The sequence below is a fragment of the Rothia sp. ND6WE1A genome, assembly GCF_001683935.1.
Classification (GTDB): domain Bacteria; phylum Actinomycetota; class Actinomycetes; order Actinomycetales; family Micrococcaceae; genus Rothia; species Rothia amarae.
In genome coordinates, this window is the sequence record NZ_LXTU01000050.1 from 34,505 (window position 1) to 53,901 (window position 19,397).

Sequence of the window (19,397 nt, forward strand, 5' to 3'; positions counted from 1 at the left end):
GACATGCCTGAGCAGAAGTTTCAGCGTCTCAGCGCTGAAGAACTCGCCGAGCAGGCTCCGCCTGCCCCCAAGGGTTCTGATATTGCCATGTGGCAGGTCGCCTCCACGGTCTGTGATCCGGAAATTCCCGTATTGACCGTAGCTGACCTAGGGGTTCTTCGAACGGTAGAAAATGTGAACGGCATCCCCGTCGTCACGATTACACCCACCTATTCAGGATGCCCTGCAATGGAAACTATCACTGCTGACCTGCGCACAGCGTTTGTAGAGGCAGGCTACCCGGAACCGCGCGTCGATCTGGTGCTCACCCCGGCGTGGAGCACCGACTGGATGAGCGAGATTGGCAAACAGAAACTGGACGAATACGGCATCGCCCCGCCCACCGGCAAAGCAGCCGCCGGCCCGGTAAGTGTGGGGTTAGCCGTCAAATGCCCTCGCTGCCACTCTCTCAAGACTCAAGAGATGACCCGGTTCGGTTCCACCTCTTGTAAAGCTCTGTACCAGTGCAAAAACTGCAAAGAACCCTTTGACTACTTCAAAGTTCATTAGATTTTTAGACACAGACCCACGAGATTCAAGGTTTAATCATGACTGAAGCAACAACAAACCGCCGTCGCGCGACCTTCAACACCTTGAAGGTCAAACAGGTTCGCAAACTCACCGCCGATTCGGTAGAGGTAGTCTTTGAGGTCCCCACTGATCTCGTGGATGACTACAACTACGTGCCGGGACAGTACGTTGCTCTCCGCGCAACTATCGATGGGCAAGAAGTTCGCCGCTCTTACTCCATCTGTTCTGAACCTATCCCCGGTGAAGTTCATGTCGCTATCAAAAAAGACTTCGGCGGCCTGTTCTCTACCTGGGCGAATACAGAGCTTAAAGAGGATGACGAAATTGACGTCATGAACCCCCAGGGTGCTTTCGTTTCCAAAAAGAACATCACCTCCATGAACAACCCGGACGAGGTAGCAAAGGACGCTGTCGCTGAAGGCAACCTTAACCTGGTGGCCTTCGCCGCCGGCTCGGGCATTACCCCCATCATGTCGATTGCACGGTCAGTTTTGCGCCAGTCTGCCGATTCCACTTTCGATTTGGTCTATGCCAACAAGTCGGCCATGGACGTCATGTTTGCCGAAGAAATTGGCGACCTCAAAGACAAGTACCCGCAGCGCTTTGCCGTCCACCATGTGCTCTCTCGTGAACAGCGTGTTTCCCCGCTCATGAGCGGTCGTATTGACGAAGAAAAACTCAATGAGCTTCTTGATCGGGTTATCCGCACCGAGGCCACCGATGAGTGGTTCCTGTGTGGCCCCTTCGAGCTGGTTCAGCTGTGCCGCGACACCCTCAAGGAACGCGGTGTCGCTGAAGACGACGTCCGCTTCGAACTCTTTACCACCGGTAAGCCTGAACGCCCTGCTGGTCAGCAAGGGCGCGCAATCGAGGTTGATCCCAGTGGGAACAATTTCGTTATCTCCTTCAACCTAGACGGCACCTCATCCCGGGTTGAGTCCCCCGCCTCTGCCTATGAGACGCTCCTCAACGCGGCTCTGCGTGTACGCTCAGATGTCCCCTTTGCCTGCGCCGGTGGAGTGTGCGGAACCTGCCGTGCCAAGGTGATTGAGGGCGATACCGAAATGGATGAAAACTATGCACTAGAGAAGGAAGAAGTCGACGCCGGCTACGTGCTGACCTGCCAGACCCGCCCGTGCTCTGAAAACGTCAAGATCGATTTTGACGCCTAGTCTGTTAGAGAGAACCTCATGATTGAACTATCTATTAATCAGGGCGTAGCTGAGATCGTTTTGAACGCCCCTCAGAAGATGAATGCTCTCAACGAAGAAGCTCTTGCTGAGTTATCGGCCGCTTACGATGAGGCGGCTCAGGCGGGAGTGCGCGCACTTATTATTCGTGGAGAGGGTCGTGGTTTCTGTGCCGGTCGAGATATCGCTGGTCTGACGCCTTCCACTGATGATGCTTACGCCTACCTTGCAGAAAAAGTTACCCCACTGTTGAAGAAGATGGCAGCTTTCCCTGCTCCTACTTTTGCAGCGGTGCAGGGGCCTTGCTTGGGCGTGGGGCTGGGCTTGGCCATTGCAACTGACGTAGTTTATGTTGCCGAAAATGCAAAGATTGGCTCGCCTTTTGCGAACCTTGGGGCAACCCTCGACTCGGGTGGTCACTCGCTGTTTGTAGAGCGGCTGGGCACGCATCGCACGCTCGATTTGATTTACACTGCCGACCTCATCAGCGGTGAAGAGGCGGTGCGGGCGGGGCTTTTCTCGCGGTCTGTGCCCGCCGACGAGTTGCTAGACTTCACGCGCGCGACGGCGTCCCGCGTGGCGTCCGGGGCAACGGGCGCGTTTAGGGCATCCAAGGAGCTCGTGCAGAGGATTCGCGACGAGCGTTTAGGCTTGTGGGAGTCCGTTGAGTTGGAGAATAAGGCACAGGGGGCGCTATGCTCTTCGGAGGATTACGCCGAAGGATTTGCCGCGTTCACGGAGAAGCGTAAGCCCGAGTTCAAGGGGCGGTAGCAGAAGTTACTCGTCCTCGAATTGTGGTCAAACTAAAACAACCCAGCGTAGTTGCTGGGTTGATTTAGTTTATTTAGATTCGCAAAGAATCATTAGCAGCGGTTGACGCCACCTGATGCTGAAGAATCACAAAGATATTTACTGGGCTGGTACATAGTCAGGGTCTTGCTGATCCCATTCACGGTATAAGTAATGTAAGCAGTTCGATCCACATAGATGGTGCGTTCTGTATTTGCTGACTGCAGAACGTTAGCGTAAGAAACATAGAACTGAGGTGTATTCAGAGTAGGCAAATCTAGGCAGCCGGTAGTTGCATTTTTAGTGAGCTGCGCGGTGGCAAGCTTAGGATCGCCGATGAACTGGAACTGCCAAGCTTTTGCAGTAACAGTTGATCCATTAAGTTTAGCGAAACTGTGATTTACCCAGTTAGAAGTAACGGCAGCTTTTGACGTGCCTGAGGTAAACGTTGAGCTAGCAGGACGAGCAGCAAGGCTGCTAAGCGGAGTAGTAGTACCTTTGTAAGAGCAACCCGTTATCGTGCTGTAGCTTGTAGTACAGGTTCCCGCAGTTTTAGTAGAAGCATGTGAATTACCAGGATCATAAACACCTGGTCCATGACTACCGGATGAACCATCGGGGTTAGTGATTCCATCATCACGACTCTGAATCCAGTACTCAAAGCGAATATCGGTGATTACAGCCCCTACCGGCAATTGGCTAGCTGATATTTGAGCGCTGATACTCAAGCTTTGAGTAGTGGTGGCGGTAGTTTTGGGGTTTGTGGGTACAACTCCCCAATCGTAGTTCATGTATCCGCCACCTGCGATAGTGGGGTTACATTGAGAAGCTGCGTAAGCAGGAATAGCTGAAGATGCGATAACAACGGGGGTAGCCCACGCAGCGCCTTTAACAAGGCGACGTCGTGAAATCTGTGACATGAAATTTTCCCTAATTTGCGAACGGGGGTGGTATTGGGTTATACCGTTTTCCACTCTAGGTAAGGGAATTACCTCTTACAATGTGCAAAAGAATCCATATATGTCGCTTTTGGGATAAGAAATATTTATCTGTCGTTTTTCAAATGTGAAATATCCAACTGTTGTTTAAAATTTTAGAGTTCAGCCGCGCTCATTTCTTTATTGAGCTTGCCCCTAACTCAGACGGGCTCGCGGTGCAACCGCTACAGGTACTCGCTCACACCTATACTGAACGCATGAAACCTGCACCCGCACCCGTCCCGTCAGCCTTTTCTTCCGCAACTCGCCTCGCCGTCGTTGGTGACAGCATCGCCTACGGTCGCTCCGACCCCTCAGGGGGGTGGGCTCAGCATCTTGCCGCCGCGCACATCAGTCGCGACGAACTCAACAACCGCTTCTACAACCTTGCTATCCCCGGCAGAACTCTAGCGGGAATGCATGCCTACGCTCCTGCTGAAGTTGCCACGCGCAAAGTAGACACCGTCATCATCAGCGCGGGAATCAATGACCTCGCAGGCGTCGATGGCACACCCGCCACTGCCGAAGAACTCCTAGAGCACCTCAAGAATCTCTGCAATCAGCTAGAGACCGACCGTCGCACCGTCATCCTTTTGACTCCTCTCTGGCTCGACCACATCGCTGCCCGCCAACAGATGGGCTTCAACGTGGTCCCCGCCCAGGTGAAAAAGTACCGCAATCTCCTCGTGACCTGGGCTGACGAAACCCAGCACACAGTTATTGACCTCTATCCGGTTCTAGAAAACAGACCGGAGAGATTCACCGACGGAGTCCACCCTGATTCTGAAGGTCACCGCCTTATCTGGGAAAGTATGATTGCCGCCAACGACTAACTAGCCAGCTGATCCCTTAACCTGGAGGTAACCTAGAAGGAAAGAGATCGTCAAGCGAAGGAGACGAGCATGCCGGCGAGTATTGCCATTGTGGGAGTTGGGCCGCGCGGAGTTTCGGTCATCGACCGAATCGGTGCGTTGGTATCTGAACAGTTCAGAGCCGAGCAACAGCTTAACCTTCACTTGATTGACGATTCTCAGCTAGGCGCTGGTCGTATCTGGAACACGTCGCAGACTAGAACCTTATGCATGAACACACTGGCAGGAGCTGTAACGCTCTTTACCGAACCGAATTCTACGGTGACGGCGCCGGTGCGGTCAGGCCCTACCATGTTTGAGTGGATTCAGCTCACCCTGGGCAATGAAATCGAAGAACAACCCACTCGTCGTGAAAAAACTGCCCTGTTCAAGAAGCATCCCCAAGAACCGCTCCCTGATTTTGAAGAAGAAATGCGCGCTACCGTGCCGCATTCGAACCCCTCACGCGCACTCTACGGCGAGTACATTAACTGGTGCTATCGTGTAGCGCTGGCGGAGCTTCCAGAGAACGTCGTGGTGACCGAGCATCGCGCAAAAGCGGTGGGGGTGACGGCGTCCTCCGACGATGCTTTCGACATCATCGAGCTCTCCGACGGCACCATCTGCCGTGCCGATTCAACCATTATTGCTAGTGGCTGGACTATTCCCGCGCTCAACCCCCAGGAGCAGGAGTTCGCAGCGGCGGAAGCAATATGGGTTCGCCCCAATTCCCCTGCCGAACAGGATTTTTCGGTGCTCCCCGCAGGCGAGGACGTGCTGGTGCGCGGTTTGGGCATGAGCTTCTACGACCTCATGGCACTGGTGACTATTGATCGAGGTGGCTGCTTTGTTGACGATCCCACCACCCGCTCGGGCATGCGCTATGAGGCGTCGGGACAAGAACCGCATCTTCTTGTATCATCAGGGCGCGGCTATCCCTTCCTGCCCAAGTCAGATTACGGTTCACTACCACCGAAGCCAGTAAATCACCGGCTCATGGCAACCATCGAGAAGCTCAAAGATGCAGAACGTATCGATTTCGGCATCGAGGTTCGCCCCGCTATCATCAAGGACGCCTACGAGGCTTACTACTGCAAACTTGCCAAGCTTCAGCCCGAAGCCATTACCGCGTCCATCGAAGAAATCCTGGACATCATCAAAAAAGCTACCCCCGAATCCATTGCCGAAGACATGGCAGATGTTGTGCCCAACCCCGAAAACCGCTTCAATATTGAGCGATGGCGCCAGCCGCTAGCCGGGGTGGAAGGAAGCATCGAGGAAGTAACCGAGCATATCGCCCAGTATGTTGAACAGGATATTGCGGACGCCGCAGCAGGGCACGATAACGCCTTCAAAGCGGGCATGTGGTCGGTGTCCTCTGCTCGTACGCCTGCTTCAATCTTGGGGTCGATGGGCCGCTACACTTGGGAGTCCCGCCAAACCGATTACAAGAACTTCGATGCTCTAGGTCAGATGGTAGGCTCAGGGCCGCCGCTGTTCCGTTGTCGCCAGCTTTTGGCGGTGATTGATGCGGGGATTGTTCAGTTCATTGGCCAGCGCCCCAAGGTTCGGGTTGACGGAGATGAATTTGTTGCGATGTCGCCCTCCACCCAGCAGGAAATTCGCACTAAGTATCTTGCCGATGCTTTTTTGCATTACCCCGACATTCGCCACGTGGCGGAGCCTATCTATGCTTCGCTCTCTCAGCGGGTGCGACCGTTCTGCGAGGTAGATGAAGAGGGCCGCAAGATTGAAACTGCCTCCCCGGAGGTACACCCGGTAACTCGCGCCGTTATTAACCCGGACGGTTCGCAGGACCCTCGCGTGCACGTCATCGGCATACCGACCTTCGCGCAGATGGCTGATACGACTATTTCTCCTCTGCCTGGAACGGATGCGCTAATGCTTCAGGAAACTGATAAAGCGGCGGTTCACGCGGTCCAGGTGGCGTTTGGCTCCTAAGGTAAATCTTTAGGCTTTTGAGCCGGCGCCGTCGTAGTACGAAGCACCGAAGGTACGTACTGCCGTGTAGTAGGTCTGTGCTACCCCGCGGCAGGTGCTACGCATCAGCCCTGCCGAATATGCCCGCTCGCATTCGCGTAAAAGCGATGCCAAAAAGACGTTGTCGCAGTCTAAACGATTGGTGGTACTACCGACGGAATAGCGGATGTCATGGGTATCGCAGGTGGGCTTGAAAGACGTGACTAGTGTAAACACACCTCTCTCCCTGAAGCACTCACCGCCTGCGAAAAACTTTCTGCGCGAGTATGGAGATAATCCAACCCAGCAGACCGCCGATGATGAGCAACCCACCGCCGAGTATCATCCACCCGGGGCCAAAGTTCACTCCGATGGGCTCGAAAAACGCCACGTCGATTCATATCCACAGAAATCCGCCGAGAATCAGCACGATTCCGCGGGCCACAGACCCCAATGATAATTTGTGTTTACGCAGGTGTTCCATGGCCTTCACCCTAACCGTTATCTATGCTTACCGTCGTTGCGCGAAAGTTCCAGGAGCTGCCGCAGAATAACGGCGCTAGCCGACGGATCCTCCGTGTAGTCTCGTAAGGCATTGTCGCCGTGAACTGACTTGTGCAACCGTTCCATCCGCTGATCGAGCTGGTCTGCAACCACTGCCGCGTTGAACAGTTCTTCGGTCAGATGCTCGGGAACCTCGCGGTCGTACTTATAAAAGATTTTATGTTCCAACGCCGCCCAAAAATCCATGGCGATAGTACGGATCTGCAGTTCTACCGGGATTTTCTTAGCGCCGGTAGAGAGAAAAATGGGGATTCGCACAATCACGTGCAAGCTCTTATACCCATTCTTTTTGGGGTGTTTGATGTAGTCCTTGACTTCAACCACTTCAATGTCGTCCTGAGAAGTCAGCGCGCTCATCACACGGTAGCAGTCACCAATGAAACTGCAGGTAATGCGCACTCCAGCGACGTCATAGATATTGTTCGCCACCGATTCTGAACTCATTTTCACGCCCTTACGTACCAGCTTTTGTGCTAGTGATTCAGGGGTTTTTACGCGGGACGAAACGTGCTCAATCGGGTTGTAGCGGTAAAGGTGAGTGAATTCCTGGCGCAGAATTTCCACCTTGGTGAGCACCTCGTTAATAGCAAACTGGTACTCCATGAGCATACGAGAAAAGTCCTGCCCAAATTCACGCATGGTGGCGATGGCGGGCAGAATGGTTTTCTCGAAGTCCTCCGCTGAATGGCTCTGCGGTTCCACGATTTATGCCTTGTACCAAGTGTCAAAAATTGTGACGGGCGTGGTGCGTTTGTGCCGACTGCGCAGAAATTTTCCTTCGAGATTTTCGGCGGCTTCGGCAGGGATTTCTTTCCCTTCGAGGTAGTCGTCAATCTGATCGTAGGTGATGCCCAATTCGTCCTCGTCGGTGCGCAGGGGCTTACCGTCGAGTAGGTCGGCGGTAGGAACTTTCTTCCACAGGCGCTCCTCGGCACCGAGAACCTTCAGCAGTTCGCGGTTCTGGCGCTTATTCAACCCATAGAGGGGCAGGATGTCTGCACCGCCATCGCCAAATTTGGTAAAGAATCCGGTGACCGATTCTGCGGCGTGGTCGGTTCCAATCACCAGTAAGTTCTTCTCCCCCGCCAGCGCGTATTGAGCAATCATGCGAGCGCGCGCCTTGACATTGCCCTTGTTGAAGTCTGCGATGGGGCACCCCACGGCGTCTTGGAATGCCGTTTCGAAACCGTCTACGGCTGGTGCAACGTTATAGGTTACCGTCTGATCAGGTTGGATGAAGCGTAGCGCAGCTTGGGCGTCGTCCTCGTCTTTTTGCACCTGATAGGGCAGTCGGACGGCGATGAATTCAGCGGTGATGCCTTCGTCGGCAAGCTGTTCGACGGCGAGCTGGCACAGGCGGCCAGCGAGAGTGGAATCGAGTCCGCCAGAGATGCCCAGAACAAAGCCGTTAGTGTGCGTGATTTTGAGGTAGTCGCAGAGAAATTGCACGCGTTTGCGTACTTCTTCTGCGGGGTCAATGGTGGGGTGTACGCCCAGTTCGTCAATGATTTTTACCTGTAATTCACGCATGTGTTTATTCTACTCCGCGATATTCTAAGCCCCGGGAGAAAGTTACTGGTATCCGCTGAGAGGATGCCAAGAAGCCGCGCCCAACATACGGACGCGGCTTCTTCAGTGAGACGAACTTCGTTTATTTTACGTAAGTGACGCCGGTCTTACGCTTATTCGTAGGAATGTAGGCATAGGGGCCCAAACCGTTATCGCCAAAGCTGTAATCAACCGATGAGGTAGCTCCTGAATAGTTAATCTTTACGGTAGGGGAAAGGGTGCCTCCGCGGCGGCCTTCAACGTTGTCAATGAATGACTGCACTAGGCCACCTGGCTGAATGTAGTGCGAGTACGCCTGGAACTGGCGTGGATTCTGCCCCGGTTGAGGATCTTCAGGTCGAGCCGAAGGCAAGTTAAGATCTGTAGGAGAGCCCAGCACCAAACCTGACTTGTTGAGGGGTTCAAAATCCGAGCGGATTCCCTTGCCCACAAAGCCATACACACCGTCTGGTCCGCGAAGACCAGCTGCGTAAGTGTACTGGTGAGAGATGGTGAATAGGTAATAGTTACCATTTTCGATGAGCATTTGAGGACGCTCAGTCTGGTCATTGACTCCGTATGCAGTAAGAATTGGGGGCAACATCTTCCACTCAGTGAGTTTCTTATCCGTTGCAACCGCAAGACCAATGTTTCCTCGTTGCCAGAAGACACCCTGGGCATTCACCTCGTCCACTGATTCAGCATAAGGATCATCTTCACGGTAGCCGAGATCCGCCTCTGTGATTAGAGTTTCGGGGCTCCCAGGTACGCCCGCACCGGTTCCCTCAAACACCATGAAAGTCTTACCTGGGTATGCAGGATCTTCGAAAGTGAAAGGGTCTCGGAACGAGAAGTAGGGGTTCTGTTCTTTGGTCTGGTACCATTTTCCATCCGGTTCAAGAATGGTCTTGTGCTCACCAAACTTAGAGAAGGTCACGCCGTCTTTAGTTGCCTTGATCTGACCTTCGACGGTACCAATAACTGCAGGCTTAGCCGCGGTACCGGGACGTGGTGTTCCGAAAGTAGTTGCGGTATAGAAAACGCGAACCTTGTTACCCTGCATCAATCGAGTTGAGCCCGACCACTCAGTAGTGGAAATCGAGGTGTTGTCAGGGAACAAGTATCCACCATAGGTCCACTGCGTGTCTGGTTCAGCGTTGGAATGGCGGTAGAAGTAGCCGATGCGTGCGTGCTGGTGACGATCATCGAATCCAATGCTGCGTGGTGCCACCAAGCTGAAGATAACGTCCCAGCCTTTGTAGGACATCTGATTTGCACGCGCATCGGTGAGCGACCAAGTATCCCACACCCAGACTTCTTCGTTCATGACGGGGAAGTCCACAGGAATTTCAGGCATAGTTACAGACTCGGGCATAGAGTTTTCACCGGCTGCCACGGTGGTATCGTTTTGAGTAACCATAATCTGACGGGCATCAGCTCGCGTCCAGCGCATATGGAAGTCTGAAGCGATAGGGTCATACGCTTTTTGGGTATGAATGGTGGGCAACGGTTCGGCTTCTGCAGCATTCGCTAGTGTTCGACCAGAAAGAGTGACGGTGGCACCGGCTGTAACACCAGTTGCCAGTAGGATGCGTCCTAGAGAACGCCGGCTCATTGAATAGTTACCTAAATTAGAAATGCTGCTCACAGGGATGCTCCTCATGTGTGTAAATGAGTTCATTTCTTTGAATGAACTAGTTAACACGCTAGCAAGTACTTATCGCTTTATTGAGAACATTTCTTAAGTAGGCTTATTAGTTAAGATTTGAATATTTTTATTCATCCACCCCCCTAACTAGCATCTGATTAGGGGTTATATCCGGCATTATGTGGATAAATTTATGATACTTGTAGGTACTTTAAGGGACGAATTGCTACGGACCATTTATGTCCTGCTCATCTCTTTATCCTCCAAACGACCCAGCAAATCCCGCACATGCCGGTCGATATCGTCGCGTAGCAGATCCATGCGTTCTTCGCCCTCAATACCGCGCGTGGAGGGCTCGTCGGGGTTCCAGCGTTCTACTTTGGCGGCGTTCTCTGGCGAGAGAGTACCCAGGTCTGCTCCACCGACGACGACGATGCGGTCGGCTTCTGCGAGTAGTTCGGGCGACATGGGTTTTGAGTAACCGCTACTCATATCGGCACCAATTTTTGCGAGGGAAGTGGCGGCTTCAGCATTCACAGATTTGCCTTCTTTAGCTTTCACTCCAGCGGAGGTAGAGCGGATTGCCCCCTCAGAACGCAAGTCCATGAGCGCCGCAGCCATCTGGGACTTTCCGCGATTGCTGTTACATACAAAGAGAATGGTGGGCTGATTAGTCATCGTTCTATCTTTCAAAAGTAGGTGCGTTGTTAAAAAGTTTAGGTCCCAACCAGCGCAGAACATAGACCAAAGCAATCAGTACAGGAACCTCAATAAGTGGCCCAATAGTACCTGCCAATGCTTGCCCCGAATGCGCACCAAATGTACCGATGCATACCGCTATGGCAAGTTCAAAATTATTACCGGCGGCGGTAAACGCCACGGTGGTTGATTGGGCGTATCCCATATGGAGTGCTCGGCTCGTAAGAAGCCCCAGGAAGAACATCAACACGAAATAAGCTAGAAGTGGTAGTGCCACGCGTGCCACTGCCGAGGGTTGTTCCACTATTCGCGCTCCTTGAAGGGCAAAGAGCAACACAATGGTGTATAGCAAGCCGATAAGAGCGAGTGGGGAAATTTTTGGTAGGTATTTTTGCTCGTACCAGGTACGCGATTTGAAGTGTTCACCCAGCACCCGGGATAGGAAGCCTAGGAGCAGGGGTATGCCCAAGAAGACCAGTACGGAACTAACAATTGCCCAGAAAGAGAACTCAGCGGACGTCGTGGGTAAGCCCAGCCAGCTAGGAAGTATTTGCAAATAAAACCAGCCGAGTACTCCGAACATAATTACTTGAAACAAAGAATTAATTGCAACTAGGGTGGCGGCGGCATCACGGTCCCCACAGGCTAAATCGTTCCAAATCAGCACCATGGCGATGCAGCGAGCAAGGCCCACAATGATTAAACCGGTACGAAATTCAGGAAGATCTGGGACAAAGATCCATGCCAGCGCGAACATGAGCGCCGGTCCCAAAATCCAATTCAGTACCACAGAAACAATCATGAGGCGTTGATCGGCAAGTAGCTGGGCGCTCTTGTCATAGCGAACTTTTGCCAGGGGCGGATACATCATCACGAGTAAACCGATGGCAATGGGTACAGATACTTGGCCGACTTTCCATGCTTCCAACGCGTTACTCAGACCGGGAACAAGGTTGCTCAGCAACAATCCTGCCGCCATCGCTAGAAGAATCCAGAGAGCCAGCCAGCGGTCCAAAAAACTCAGACGCGAGGACGGCGGGGTTGCAGGTGGGTTCTCAACGGGTGTACGTAGGGGGTTTGGCACAAGCTTCCTTAATATATCGAAGATTATCAATATATAAAGAATATTTCGAATTTGAGGCATCTGTCAAGGTATCGTAGATGCATGGATTTGAATCTGCCTCTTGCCGAAGTTTCTGTCACTTCAGATTGTTGCTCCCTAGCCACCGAAGTGCTTTCTACGCACGATGCTCTGCGCTACGCCGAAATTTTCAAGCTCCTAGGCGACGCCGGCCGCCTCCGTATCCTCTCACTCATCGCCCGCGAAGGATGCGCACCTATCACCACTACCGATCTAGTGAGCGAACTTGACCTTTCGCAGCCCACTATCAGCCATCACCTTAAAAAGCTGACCGAAGCGGGACTACTCACCCGCCAACAATCCGGTCGCAAAGCGTACTACACGATAGTTCCCAATCTTTTTGCCCAGCTACGCACCGTGTTAGAGCTTGGATAGCCCTCCTCCGGCAGGGGGATATTTTATGTAATTTCAAAAGTTTTAATGAAGTCGCAGCGGTGTCCTCTATACAGTAGAAGAAACACTCACCCGCTGAATCAAGGACGGCAATGTCTCAATATCCCGATAACCCCAACAACGACTTCAACAACCAAAACCCCCAGCAGCCATCTGGCTACCCCCAACAGCAGCCGCACCAGCAGTACGGTCAGCAATACGGCAACCAGCAGGGTTTTCAACAAGGCTTCCAACAACCTCATGATTTTGATGCCTACGGCAACCCCATTGCCCCCGATGCCAAAACGATGTCACTGCTTTCCCACCTGTCATCGCTCATTCTGAACATCGTCACCGCCAGCACACTGAGCTTTCTTGGGCCCCTCGTCTTCTGGTTCATTTTCAAAGACAAACCCGGTCATAAGTTCACCGCAGCGAACTCAGCACGCGCATTCAACTTCAATTTCACCCTCTGGCTGGCGAACCTCGTCGGATGGGCAATCCTGATTTTCACACTCACTCTAGGCGCTCCCATTTCCCTGTTGATTTGGGGCGCAACGACCGTCCTCATGTTTATTTTCCACATCATCGGCGCAGTTCGTGCTAACCGTGGCGAGGTTTACGACTACCCCATGCAGATTAGAATCCTCAAAGACTAAAATGAGTTCAAAAAGTTTGGTCAATTTTTAGGCGTTTTGGGCTTCAAAACGATTCAAAATTGACCAAAGTTCAGAACTCTCGCATGAAAAACCCGCGGCCCCGAAGACGATTCGGGGCCGCGGGTTTCTTGCCAGTGAAATATTTAGCTCAACTTAGTGCTGAACATTCTTGTCATAACGATAGATGAACGCAGCCATCGCATCGCGGTGAATAGGAGAAACCGGGCGGAACGTGCCGTCGTCCCAACCGTTGGTCACACCGACCGACGCCAGCCAAGAAACTTCTTTATAGAACTGGCTGTTGACGGGGACGTCGGAGAATCGTGCCTTGCTCGGTGCGGTGTACTCCGGTGAGCCAGCCATGCGGTAGAAGAACGCCGCCATGGCATCACGGTTCACGTCATCTTGCGGACGGAACGTACCGTCGGCAAAGCCGGTGGTGATTCCCTGTTCCTTCATCCACGCGATTTCTTTGTAGAACGGGTGGGTGGTAGGAACATCCTTGAAAGGAGAAACAGCCGGCGCGGTGTAAGCAGGTGAACCAGCTAGGCGGTAGAAGAACGCCGCCATGGCTCCACGTTGAACATTCTCCTGGGGGCGGAACGTACCATCGGGGTATCCGGTAGTAATTCCCTTGGTAGCCAACCAGGCGATTTCGTTGTAGAACGGGTAGTCCGCAGGTACATCGGTGAAGCGCGGGTTGGTGACCGGCTTGGTGGGCTGAGAAGGAGTAGCTGCCGCTAGTTCAACAACCTGAGCCCTGCCGCCGTCTTCACCCTTCTTGATTCCAGCAAGATCGCCGGTACCGTTGTGCATATGCAGGAACAGCGCAGCAGCGTCCTTGGAGGAGTCACGGTGAATCTTGAGCTTGGTAGCCGCTGAATCCTTATACAGGACGTCGGTGGCAGGCTCAGCGCCGTCAAACCAGACAGCGGGTTTGAGGGGGTTGTACTTGATCCAGTCAGTAGAGTCGGTTGCGCCTTCCACATACCAAGAGTAAGTGTCTACCTTGTAGCTGACCTTATCCGCGTTATCAGCGGTGATACCCAAGTCAGCAAGCAACACCGGCAGCACCATGGTGTTGGAGTCCATGAGGTTGGTATCGATATCTCCCAGCGCACCATTGATGGGTTGCATAGATAGCACGGTAGGTTCACCGTTGACGAATCCACGCAGAACCGCCAAAGGCATATCGAAGCCCTCCACACGGTCTACGGTGAGGAAAAAGTCGGGGCGCTGGTTGGCGTCGACGTCAATAGAAACCTCGGTGGCATAAGCCCAGCTCAACACATCCCAGTTAGCCCAGGTGGAGATGCCGAAGCCGAGCATGGCATCAGAAGTATCTTTCCCTGCGGCAGCAAGTATCGGTGCGTCAGAGCTTGCACCAACATACTGCAAGTCAATTTGCTGCAGTGAAGGGATGGGTAGCGAGGTGCTCTTCATGCGATCACTCTTAGCACCCAGTTCAAAAGCACCGAGCATACCGGTATAACCGCCCTGGTTGAGTTCGGTTCCGCTGAGAGTTACCGGCGCGGTAGTACCGTTCTTTGCCAGTTCAGCGGCATCAACCTTGGCGCTCATATCGGAAACAGGCTTAGGCGCAATCTGCACAGGAACTCGCAGTTCGGTTTTAGCCTCAGTCAGCTTGATGCGTCCAGATTCCTGAGCGATAAACTGGCGGGCCTGATTCAGCTGTATAAGCTCCAGGGCGGGGTCTGCAGTCTTTTGAAGGGCCGAAGGGTCAACGGTGGCGGTAACGGTAAATTCAGCCTTCTTACCGACTCCCACAGAAACCATGGGGTCAACGGTAATGCTCACACCGGGCATCATGACCGACGAATCGTAGGAAAGATTATAGGTGTGCGCCGCTGAATCGAAGTTATCCACGGTGAACTTGCGCTTGAGCACGAGCTGAGGATCGCCAGGCTTTGCTTCTACAACGCCGAAGGAGTCAGAAACCTCATTGGGGTTATCGGTGTTGTACACCAAAACATTGGTATTAACAGCAGCCTGCGCATCAATACGACCGGTACCCACACGGTCCACAGCATAGGTTGCACCATCTGCAGTTTTAACGTCGCGGGTTGCGGTATTCATAATCGCTGCCTTGATATTGGCAGGTGAGTAGTTCTGATGCGCCTGCAAAACCAGAGCGGCAACGCCAGCTACGTGAGGGGTAGACATGGAGGTACCGGTCATTACGGTTCCTCCGTTGCCCTTGCCTACACCAGCGGACATGATGTTCGTGCCGGGGGCAGCGACGTCGGGCTTAACAAAGCCGTTGGAGCCGTGCTGACCGCGAGCGGATGACGAATTGAGGGTATCCAAAGCGTTAGTGGGCTTGGAGACTGATTCAATCCATTCGTTCCTCAAGGTAATGTCGAAAGTTCCACCGTTTTCGGTCGCTTTGCGAACCTTGGCGGAGTCTTCGGCGTTGAGGCGAGTACCGGGGATGGTCTCATTACCGGCAATGCCGCCGTCTTCCATCATCACGTTAGAGGTAAGGACGACGCCCTTGCCGCCCGCTGCTTCAATGTTGTCGAAACGCTTTTTGGAACCGCAGGGGAAGGATCCGGGGCCGTCATACCAGTCAATCAGAACCCATTTGCCGCCGAAATCAGTGCCAGCGGGGAATACTTCACAGGCGTACTTGTTTTCTTCAGGAGCCGCCACCACAGTACCCGAAAGCTGTTTGTCTGATGCTGCCGCGTAGTTGAAGTCGCGGGAATAATCACCGGTGACCCTACCCTTGATGGATTCAGGAGCGGTAATCTCTGCCTGGTCAACAAAGTAGTTTGAGCCAATCGAGTTAGCCACGGTTAGAGCCGAGACAGTATTCGCCGGGTTACCCAGGTTGGAGTAAGTATCTCCCACACCGCCGTAGCCGTTGGCGTTACCTGCAGCGATAACCGAGAGAATGCCCTGACGGTTCAGCGCGTTGACAATGTCATTTTCAGGGTCATCAATCGGTCCGAAATCAGAACCCAGCGAAAGGTTCACGATGTTCGCGCGGTCTGAAAAATCGCCGTCGCCATTAGGATCCAGCGTGCGGTCTAGTGCTTCGCCGGTCACATTGGTGGTGCCTTCGCAGCCGAAGACGCGCATGCTGATGAGCTCTGCTTGCGGTGCCGAACCGGGGCCGATCTTCATTTTCTTGACGTCTTCAGCAGAGAGCTTGGTGTAATCGCCACGGAATGTTTTTCCGTTTTCGTCCACACCAAAACCTGCAGCAGAACCAGCCACGTGCGTACCGTGACCACCTTCGCGACAATCAAGGGGGTTAGAGTCAGGCTGAGGAATCTCGCTACCGAACTCGCCGCCTGCGTCATAATTATCGCCAGCGAAATCGTAGCCACCTACAAATTTAGCGGGGTCATAAAGGCCTGATTCCTTGGAAGGAATATCAGTAGAAGACTTGGCTTTTTCGTAACCTTCTTGAGTGCCGGGGCCACCAAAATCAGCGTGCGTGTAATCCAAGCCAGAATCCACCACAGCGATGCGAACACCCTTGCCGGTTTTACCCGCATTGGTCCAGCTGGCAAGAGCAGCGGTATCAACATCGGTAGCAGCGTTAAAGCGTTCTTTAGGTACGATCCGCGAAATTTTGACGACGTCCGAGCGCTTCGCCAGATTACGCAATGCCTCGGCGTCGGCAGTCAGTGCCACACCGCGCAATGCATTATGGGCAGTGTAAAGAACCTGCCCGTTGGTCTCCGAAGCAACTGAAGCAGCCTTACCCTCAACATCTGCCTGAACAGCTTTAACCGCAGCCACAGCCTTAACCGGATCCTGCTGCCCAGTGCGCACGCCCGATGGCTGAGTCGCCTCAAAGGCACCGGGGCCCTTGAACTGGACGAACGAAGAAACAGTGCCTTCTGCATTGCGCATTGACGCTGTCAGCGTTTTATCGCGATGCGCCGACGAGCCCTGATACATATCAGGGTCAGTCGCAGCATACACAGGTGCGCCCAGCGAAAAAGCTAGCGCAATACCGAGCGAGCTAGCCAAAACAGCCTTGCCCGCCCGGTGCGAAAAATAATGAAATTTTGTCATATAGGGTTCCTTGTACAGTGTGAAAACCGTGGAGTGTGTAACCACAGAACCCTCTAGAAATGCGAGTGCTCTAACGATTTCTGGGGGAGAAATCAGAATAAGGATTTGCTTCCAAAGGGAGGAATTAGCTTTGTGTCGCCAGAACGCTCCAGCTCAAACATTGCTCGCTTCGCTTCACAAAACTCGCAAGTCGTGTTCGACGGCACACGCTATACCCCAGCCTTGAGATAAGCCCTAAGTCCGGCATTCACACCCCATCAAAAATGTATCTGACTAGTGTAAATACCGACTTTCATGCCACATACTACGTTTTACTGGGGCAATGCGTGAAACTATTACACCCCACAATCCCCAAAAATGTGTCTTGAGACACAACTAATTTCTAATATTTCCGCTTATTACCGGTGTTACTGCGTAAATCGACTGCCAGGGTTGCCCGGCCAGCCCGGCGCAGGAGTACACAGAAGCAATCAGTCAAACGAGCCATTCGAGAACCAATAAGTTTTGGCGCCGTCCAATATTTTGAATAGCACTGTGCCACACCTAACCAGACAGAGTATCCTTGAACTTGGTGTTTTTTGCCTAAATTAGCCAAAACCCACCGCACCTCCGTGAAATCCGGCGGGTGTACGCGCTCATAAGGAGTAAATTTTCATGCCAGCGATTGTGATTGTCGGAGCCCAGTGGGGCGACGAAGGAAAAGGAAAAGCAACTGACCTCCTCGGCGGTCGAGTTGACTACGTCGTCAAACCTAACGGTGGCAACAACGCCGGTCACACCGTCGTCGTGAACGGTCAGAAGTTCGAGCTCAAGCTGCTTCCCGCTGGCATCCTCTCCCCTAACGCCGTTCCCGTTATTGGCAACGGCGTAGTAGTAAACCCCGAGGCCCTCTTTGAAGAAATTGACGGCTTGGAAGCGCGCGGGGCGGATACCTCAAAACTTAAAATTTCAGCAAATGCTCACCTGGTGGCCCCTTACCACCAGACCATGGATAAGGTCACCGAACGCTTTCTCGGCAAGCGCGCCATCGGCACCACCGGGCGGGGTATCGGCCCCACTTACCAGGACAAGGTAGCGCGTCTGGGTATTCGTGTTCAGGACATTCTGGATGAATCCATCCTGCGCCAAAAAGTCGAAGGTTCACTGCGCCAAAAGAACGAACTTTTGGTGAAGGTCTACAACCGCCGCCACGTTGAAGTAGAAGAAATCGTTGAATACTTCATGGGCTTCGCCGAGCGTCTCAAGCCCATGATTGTTGAATCAACCCAGCTTCTCAACAACGCGCTGGACGAGGGTAAAACCTTGTTGATGGAGGGTGGTCAGGCGACCTTCCTCGACGTCGACCACGGCACTTACCCCTTCGTGACGTCGTCGAACCCGACGGCAGGTGGAGCATCCGTTGGCTCAGGCGTTGGTCCGACCCGTATTTCGCGTGTAATCGGTATTCAGAAGGCGTACACCACCCGCGTGGGTGCTGGCCCCTTCCCTACTGAGCTCTTTGACGAGATGGGCGATTTTCTGCAGAAGACAGGTGGCGAGTTCGGTGTGAATACCGGGCGTCCGCGCCGTTGCGGTTGGTACGACGCCGTGCTGGCGCGCCAGGCTGTACGCATCAACGGTTTTACCGATTTGTTCATTACCAAGCTGGACGTCCTCACCGGGTTAGAGAAAATTCCCGTGTGCGTTGCTTACGATGTGGACGGGGTGCGTCAGGACGAAATGCCCATGACTCAGACCGAGTTCCACCACGCCAAGCCTATCTTTGAGTACTTTGACGGGTGGACCGAGGACATCACCGAAGCAAAGTCGCTGGACGATTTGCCTCAGAACGCGCGTCTCTACGTGGAGAAGCTCGAGGAGCTGTCCGGTTGCCGTATTTCAGCAATCGGTGTGGGTCCCGGTCGTGAGCAGACCATCGTGGTACGCGACCTGATCGAAGACTAGACGCGGCGTCCCGGCGTCCCGGCGTCCCGGACAAAAATGTGCCTCAAAGGCAAAATTTATACACCCTAGGGTTCATAAATTTTGCTTTTGAGGCACAAAACTTTTTAAGGACAGAAAGACGACGGCGCCGCCGGCGAATAGCTACTTGTTGGTGCGGAAGGTAACAAGCAGGCTCATCGCCGGACCGATAATCGGTACCAGCAACGAAATAATCAGCAGGAAGATTTTGTGTTCGGGAGCGAGCCATTTGTCGAACCCCACCCGAAAAATTACCGCAAGCAAAAGGACCACATGGATAATTCCGACCACAGTGATGAAGAGTTCCCAGCCCGTAGGTAGTAGAGGATTCATAGTTTCAGTCTAGCCAAAACTATGGGCTAGGTCCGCCCCCCCTTACCCCTTCCTTCGGATA

18 protein-coding genes are annotated in these 19,397 nt (G+C 53.3%); 8 read left to right on the top strand and 10 right to left on the bottom strand.

Going from position 1 to position 19,397, the window contains the following annotated elements; genetic code table 11:
* The first annotated feature begins 87 nt into the window (after window positions 1-87).
* The 3 genes from paaD to A7E48_RS06140 are packed head-to-tail and all read left to right on the top strand — an operon-like array spanning window position 88 to window position 2,531.
* A complete protein-coding gene (gene paaD, locus A7E48_RS06130; RefSeq protein WP_068170962.1) occupies window positions 88-549 on the top strand; it encodes a 1,2-phenylacetyl-CoA epoxidase subunit PaaD in 462 nt (153 codons plus the stop codon).
* Between the two features lie 38 nt (window positions 550-587).
* Window positions 588-1,742, top strand: a complete 1,155-nt coding sequence (gene paaE, locus A7E48_RS06135) for a 1,2-phenylacetyl-CoA epoxidase subunit PaaE (protein WP_068170875.1) — start codon at window positions 588-590, stop codon at window positions 1,740-1,742.
* 18 nt (window positions 1,743-1,760) lie between these two features.
* Window positions 1,761-2,531, top strand: coding sequence for an enoyl-CoA hydratase/isomerase family protein (locus A7E48_RS06140; RefSeq protein WP_068170876.1), 771 nt, complete (start codon window positions 1,761-1,763; stop codon window positions 2,529-2,531).
* Between the two features lie 92 nt (window positions 2,532-2,623).
* Here the strand turns inward: A7E48_RS06140 and A7E48_RS06145 are convergent, their stop codons facing one another.
* Window positions 2,624-3,469: a hypothetical protein gene (locus A7E48_RS06145; RefSeq protein WP_068170879.1), complete on the bottom strand. Its 846-nt coding sequence runs from the start codon at window positions 3,467-3,469 to the stop codon at window positions 2,624-2,626.
* A gap of 161 nt (window positions 3,470-3,630) precedes the next feature.
* Between A7E48_RS06145 and A7E48_RS06150 the strand changes: the two genes are divergently transcribed.
* Together A7E48_RS06150 and A7E48_RS06155 are read left to right on the top strand one after the other, a co-directional pair.
* Window positions 3,631-4,359, top strand: coding sequence for an SGNH/GDSL hydrolase family protein (locus tag A7E48_RS06150; protein WP_068170884.1), 729 nt, complete (start codon window positions 3,631-3,633; stop codon window positions 4,357-4,359).
* A gap of 69 nt (window positions 4,360-4,428) precedes the next feature.
* Window positions 4,429-6,339, top strand: coding sequence for an FAD/NAD(P)-binding domain-containing protein (locus tag A7E48_RS06155; RefSeq protein ID WP_068170887.1), 1,911 nt, complete (start codon window positions 4,429-4,431; stop codon window positions 6,337-6,339).
* 9 nt (window positions 6,340-6,348) lie between these two features.
* Here A7E48_RS06155 and A7E48_RS06160 read toward each other — a convergent pair whose 3' ends face one another.
* The 7 genes from A7E48_RS06160 to arsB form a co-directional block, all read right to left on the bottom strand.
* Window positions 6,349-6,594, bottom strand: coding sequence for a phospholipase A2 (locus tag A7E48_RS06160; protein WP_068170889.1), 246 nt, complete (start codon window positions 6,592-6,594; stop codon window positions 6,349-6,351).
* 19 nt (window positions 6,595-6,613) lie between these two features.
* A complete protein-coding gene (locus A7E48_RS11480; protein WP_255376906.1) occupies window positions 6,614-6,748 on the bottom strand; it encodes a hypothetical protein in 135 nt (44 codons plus the stop codon).
* Between the two features lie 110 nt (window positions 6,749-6,858).
* Window positions 6,859-7,623 (bottom strand): GTP pyrophosphokinase family protein, encoded by a 765-nt coding sequence (locus tag A7E48_RS11485; protein WP_068170892.1) that lies wholly within the window; start codon window positions 7,621-7,623, stop codon window positions 6,859-6,861.
* A gap of 3 nt (window positions 7,624-7,626) precedes the next feature.
* The gene (gene nadE / locus A7E48_RS06170) at window positions 7,627-8,451 is read right to left on the bottom strand and encodes an ammonia-dependent NAD(+) synthetase (protein ID WP_068170895.1); all 825 of its coding nucleotides are present in this window, start codon (window positions 8,449-8,451) and stop codon (window positions 7,627-7,629) included.
* 121 nt (window positions 8,452-8,572) lie between these two features.
* Complete coding sequence (locus tag A7E48_RS06175) at window positions 8,573-10,084, bottom strand: glycoside hydrolase family 68 protein (protein WP_369796761.1); 1,512 nt, start codon at window positions 10,082-10,084, stop codon at window positions 8,573-8,575.
* Window positions 10,085-10,354: 270 nt separating this feature from the next.
* Window positions 10,355-10,795, bottom strand: coding sequence for a low molecular weight phosphatase family protein (locus A7E48_RS06180; protein ID WP_068170900.1), 441 nt, complete (start codon window positions 10,793-10,795; stop codon window positions 10,355-10,357).
* 4 nt (window positions 10,796-10,799) lie between these two features.
* Complete coding sequence (arsB, locus tag A7E48_RS06185; protein ID WP_068170901.1) at window positions 10,800-11,900, bottom strand: ACR3 family arsenite efflux transporter; 1,101 nt, start codon at window positions 11,898-11,900, stop codon at window positions 10,800-10,802.
* An 81-nt stretch (window positions 11,901-11,981) separates the two neighbouring features.
* Between arsB and A7E48_RS06190 the strand changes: the two genes are divergently transcribed.
* Both A7E48_RS06190 and A7E48_RS06195 read left to right on the top strand, forming a co-directional pair.
* Window positions 11,982-12,332, top strand: a complete 351-nt coding sequence (locus A7E48_RS06190; RefSeq protein WP_068170904.1) for a helix-turn-helix transcriptional regulator — start codon at window positions 11,982-11,984, stop codon at window positions 12,330-12,332.
* A 110-nt stretch (window positions 12,333-12,442) separates the two neighbouring features.
* The gene (locus A7E48_RS06195; RefSeq protein WP_068170908.1) at window positions 12,443-12,988 is read left to right on the top strand and encodes a DUF4870 domain-containing protein; all 546 of its coding nucleotides are present in this window, start codon (window positions 12,443-12,445) and stop codon (window positions 12,986-12,988) included.
* Between the two features lie 153 nt (window positions 12,989-13,141).
* Here the strand turns inward: A7E48_RS06195 and A7E48_RS06200 are convergent, their stop codons facing one another.
* A complete protein-coding gene (locus A7E48_RS06200) occupies window positions 13,142-17,041 on the bottom strand; it encodes a S8 family serine peptidase (RefSeq protein ID WP_068170912.1) in 3,900 nt (1,299 codons plus the stop codon).
* A gap of 654 nt (window positions 17,042-17,695) precedes the next feature.
* Between A7E48_RS06200 and A7E48_RS06205 the strand changes: the two genes are divergently transcribed.
* Window positions 17,696-18,985 (top strand): adenylosuccinate synthase, encoded by a 1,290-nt coding sequence (locus A7E48_RS06205; protein WP_068170926.1) that lies wholly within the window; start codon window positions 17,696-17,698, stop codon window positions 18,983-18,985.
* Window positions 18,986-19,126: 141 nt separating this feature from the next.
* Here A7E48_RS06205 and A7E48_RS06210 read toward each other — a convergent pair whose 3' ends face one another.
* The gene (locus A7E48_RS06210) at window positions 19,127-19,336 is read right to left on the bottom strand and encodes a hypothetical protein (RefSeq protein ID WP_068170929.1); all 210 of its coding nucleotides are present in this window, start codon (window positions 19,334-19,336) and stop codon (window positions 19,127-19,129) included.
* Between the last annotated feature and the right edge of the window lie 61 nt (window positions 19,337-19,397).

Bases quoted from the DNA above. Each gene is read 5' to 3' on its own strand.
- A7E48_RS06200 (WP_068170912.1), bottom strand. From the start codon at position 17,041: ATGACAAAATTTCATTATTTTTCGCACCGGGCGGGCAAGGCTGTTTTG.
- A7E48_RS06180 (WP_068170900.1), bottom strand. From the start codon at position 10,795: ATGACTAATCAGCCCACCATTCTCTTTGTATGTAACAGCAATCGCGGA.
- A7E48_RS06205 (WP_068170926.1), top strand. From the start codon at position 17,696: ATGCCAGCGATTGTGATTGTCGGAGCCCAGTGGGGCGACGAAGGAAAA.
- paaD (WP_068170962.1), top strand. From the start codon at position 88: ATGTGGCAGGTCGCCTCCACGGTCTGTGATCCGGAAATTCCCGTATTG.
- A7E48_RS06140 (WP_068170876.1), top strand. From the start codon at position 1,761: ATGATTGAACTATCTATTAATCAGGGCGTAGCTGAGATCGTTTTGAAC.
- A7E48_RS06190 (WP_068170904.1), top strand. From the start codon at position 11,982: ATGGATTTGAATCTGCCTCTTGCCGAAGTTTCTGTCACTTCAGATTGT.
- A7E48_RS06155 (WP_068170887.1), top strand. From the start codon at position 4,429: ATGCCGGCGAGTATTGCCATTGTGGGAGTTGGGCCGCGCGGAGTTTCG.
- nadE (WP_068170895.1), bottom strand. From the start codon at position 8,451: ATGCGTGAATTACAGGTAAAAATCATTGACGAACTGGGCGTACACCCC.
- A7E48_RS06210 (WP_068170929.1), bottom strand. From the start codon at position 19,336: ATGAATCCTCTACTACCTACGGGCTGGGAACTCTTCATCACTGTGGTC.
- A7E48_RS06175 (WP_369796761.1), bottom strand. From the start codon at position 10,084: ATGAGCCGGCGTTCTCTAGGACGCATCCTACTGGCAACTGGTGTTACA.
- paaE (WP_068170875.1), top strand. From the start codon at position 588: ATGACTGAAGCAACAACAAACCGCCGTCGCGCGACCTTCAACACCTTG.
- A7E48_RS06145 (WP_068170879.1), bottom strand. From the start codon at position 3,469: ATGTCACAGATTTCACGACGTCGCCTTGTTAAAGGCGCTGCGTGGGCT.
- A7E48_RS06195 (WP_068170908.1), top strand. From the start codon at position 12,443: ATGTCTCAATATCCCGATAACCCCAACAACGACTTCAACAACCAAAAC.